General features: G+C 73.2%; 3 protein-coding genes and 1 pseudogene. 3 read left to right on the forward strand and 1 reads right to left on the reverse strand.

Translation table 11 applies throughout. The features are described 5' to 3' along the window. From PAI11_RS27670 to PAI11_RS23205, 3 genes and pseudogenes are all read left to right on the forward strand, one after another. Positions 1–221 (forward strand): annotated as a pseudogene (locus PAI11_RS27670) (hypothetical protein); the annotation flags it as partial. Positions 222–385: 164 nt separating this feature from the next. Further along, positions 386–1,780, forward strand: a complete 1,395-nt coding sequence (locus PAI11_RS23200; protein ID WP_138974519.1) for a patatin-like phospholipase family protein — start codon at positions 386–388, stop codon at positions 1,778–1,780. Positions 1,781–2,005: 225 nt separating this feature from the next. Next, a complete protein-coding gene (locus PAI11_RS23205; protein WP_007579418.1) occupies positions 2,006–2,941 on the forward strand; it encodes an esterase/lipase family protein in 936 nt (311 codons plus the stop codon). 161 nt (positions 2,942–3,102) lie between these two features. Here the strand turns inward: PAI11_RS23205 and PAI11_RS27675 are convergent. Further along, positions 3,103–3,384, reverse strand: a 282-nt coding sequence (locus PAI11_RS27675; RefSeq protein WP_040601506.1) for a hypothetical protein, incomplete at its 5' end; no start/stop codon positions are given.

The raw sequence follows: 3,384 nt of genomic DNA on the forward strand, positions 1-3,384 counted from the left end.
CGCCGGCCGGTCCGCCGCCGGCCGCCGGCAGCGCCCCGCCGCCCGCCGTCGCGCCGCTACCGCGGACCCGGCTGGACGACGGCGCGCCCGGCCCGGCGACCGACCAGGGCGACACGACCCAGGGCGACGTGCTCTCCGATACCCCGGAGTTCCTGCAGGAGACCCCGGACCACGATCGGCTCTGGTTCGAGCAGAAGCCCCCGAAGGACTTCGACTTCTAGCGGGCGGCGTGAGGCGCACGTAGGCGCTTCGCATCTCGCGACGGTGTTCGCTCGGCAGGACCGGTGTCCAGCTCTCGCTTCCCCGCCGCGACCTGCTCGGTCTACGTGCACCTCACATCCACCCGCGGCCCGGTGGGCCGGCCAGTCGGCATACTGCTGCCTTGATGAGCTCCGCCGGCCGTCCTGCGCGCGGTACCGAGCGCCCGGCGTCCGGTCGCGTGGCCCTGGTGCTGCCCGGCGGCGGCGCGCGCGGCGCCTACGAGGTCGGCGCGCTGGCGGTCCTGCTCCCGGAGCTGGAGCGTCGGGGCGAGAAGCCGACGATCTTCTGCGGGACCTCGGTCGGGGCGATCAACGCCGCCTACCTGGGCTCGGTCGCCCACCTGCCGGCCGCCGAGCAGGTCGAGCAGGGCCTGCGCCACTGGCGGGCGCTGCGCAAGAACGACGTCATCCGGCGGGTCGTCGGCCCGGGGCTGCCGCGGACCCTGGCGCGGTTCGTCGGCGACGTGCTCGAGGTTCCCGGGGTGCGGCTGGCCGGCCTGATGGACCCGCATCCGCTGCGCCGGACGCTCGACAGGATCGTCGACTGGGACGCGCTCGACCGCAACGGCCGGGAGGGCGCCTACGACGCGGTCTGCCTGGTCGCCACGTCGCTGGCCCGCAGCGGCCCGATGGCGTTCGTGCAGGGCCAGGCGGAGATGCCCGCCTCGCGGCCGAGCGACGACCTGCGCTACGTGCGAGTCGACCGGATCGACAGCCAGCACGTGCGGGCGTCGGCCGCGATCCCGCTGCTCTTCGCCCCGGTCCGCGTCGACCGGCCGGCCGAGGCGGCCGACTTCTACGTCGACGGGGCCACGCGCCTGAACACGCCGCTCTCGCCGGCGCTGAACCTCGGCGCCGACCGGGTGATCGTGGTCGGCTTCGAGCCGCTCGGCCATCGCGCCGGCCGCGAGGGCACGCCGCGGGTCCCGCGGATCGCCGATGTCGTCAGCAACATCGTCGACGGCCTGCTGGTCGACCAGGTCAACGACGACCTCCACAACCTCGTCACGCTGAACGAGATGCTGTCGGCGCCGCGCAGCCGCGCCGCGCGGGTCTCGAAGCAGATCCGCTCCGGCCGCGGCCGGCCCGCCTACCGCCGGATCGAGTACGCGCTCGTCTCGCCGCGCCGCCGCGGCGAGCTGGGCGAGCTGGCGGAGGAGGTCTTCGACCGCCGCTACGCCGGCTGGCGCGGGATCGCGAAGCCCGACTTCCCGCTGATCTCGCGGCTGCTCGGCGGCGGCCGCACGCGCGCCCGCGGCGAGCTGCTGTCGTTCCTGCTCTTCGACGACCTCTACTTCGACCTCCTGATCGAGGCCGGCAAGCGCGACGCCGAGGCCTGGCTGGCGCGCCACCCCGACTTCTGGTGCTCGGAGGCCGGCCACGACTTCGACTTCGACATGGGCCGGATGGCGAACGTCCGCCCGGCCGAGGCCGATCCGGGCCCCGCGGCCAACGGCGGCGGCGCCGGCGGGGACGCGGCGAAGGCCGCCAAGCGGCGAGCGCGCGCGTCGGTGGGCTGACCCGGGCGGCGCTCAGGTGCCGGTGAGTCGTCGCAGGAGCCGGGGGCGCCTCTGCGGATCCGTTCCACGGCGGCAGCCGAACCGCCAGAGGGGTCTGCGCCGTACGTTCGTCCATCGCCGGTGAGTTCAGCTTGCGCCGTACGCTTTCCGCGGGGTAGCCTGCCGCCGCCCTGGGACACCATGCGGTTCCCGAATCCCTCCAGGGCGTTCGTGAGGAGAAGAGAGATGAGCATTCGACGCCGCGTCCTCGCGGCTGCAGCAACGCTCGGGATGGTCGTGGCAGGCACCGTGGCCGCGAGTCCCGCCAACGCTGATCTGCCGGTCCCCTACAACTCGGCTGCCGCGCTCGCGGCGAGCCTCCAGAACCCGAACGCCAATCCGCCCGGATCCAATGACTTCGACTGCAGGCCGACCGCAGCGCATCCGCGTCCGGTGGTGCTGGTCTCCGGGACGTTCGCCAATCGCGTCATCAACTGGAACACCGCGTCGCCGCTCCTGAAGAACGAGGGCTACTGCGTGTTCGCGCTCAACTACGGCGCAACGAAGGTGACCGATCTCAGCTTCGGGCAGATTCGCTCCGTCGCCGCCGTCCGGGAGTCGGCCGTCGAGTTGCGCGACTTCGTCGACCAGGTGCTGAGCGCCACCGGCGCCGACAAGGTCGACATCGTCGGTCACTCGCAGGGCGGGATGATGCCGCGCTGGTACCTGAAGTTCCTCGGGGGCGCGGCCAAGGTCGACACGCTCGTCGGCCTGGCGCCGAGCAACCACGGCACGACCCTCTGGGGCCTGGGCCTGCTGGCCTCGTGGTTCCCCCAGATCGGTCAGCCGCTGGTCGGCGCGTTCTGCCCGGCGTGCGCCGATCAGGTCGTCGACTCACCGGCGATGCGTGAGCTGAACGGCGGGGGCGACACGCAGCCCGGCGTCAAGTACACGGTGATCTCGACGATCTACGACCAGGTCGTCCAGCCCTATCGGTCTCAGTTCCTGTCGGGGCCGAACACGACCAACATCACGTTGCAGAACGGCTGCCTGATCAACTTCGCCGATCACCTGTCGCCAGCATTCGATCGACGGGCGCTGCGGTTCATGCTGAACGCGCTCGACCCGGCGCACGCGAAGCGTGCGCCCTGTCTGCTGTCACTCCCGGTCCTCGGCGGCTGACGCTCTCGTCCTGGGCCGGCACTCTCGGGTGCCGGCTCGGGACGATGGGGACGTTCCGGTCGCTCGGAGACCGGAATGTCACCGGCGAGAAGCAGCAGTTGTGGCAGACGCTCGTCGCGACCTGAGGCACGGGGTGGCCGGTCGCCCGGCCACCCGGATGCTCAGCGCTCCGAGGTCTCCAGCCAGCGGGCCAGCGCGTGGCGGCCCGCCAGCGTGACCTCGCCCTGCAGGTCGAGCCAGTCGCGGACCCGCAGCTCGCGGACCAGGCCGAGGGCGTCGCTCGGGCCCGCGCCGTCGCCGCGGGCGGTCAGCGCGCTGGTGCCCGGCTCGACCGTCCAGCGGCCCGAGTCGAGCGCGGCGAGCGCCAGCCCCTGCTCGTCGGTCGGGACGTCGAGCGGGTGGGGGCCGGCGGCGCGCAGCGGGTCGTCGGCCGGCGCGTCGGC

The organism is Patulibacter medicamentivorans, assembly GCF_000240225.1.
Taxonomy (GTDB): domain Bacteria; phylum Actinomycetota; class Thermoleophilia; order Solirubrobacterales; family Solirubrobacteraceae; genus Patulibacter; species Patulibacter medicamentivorans.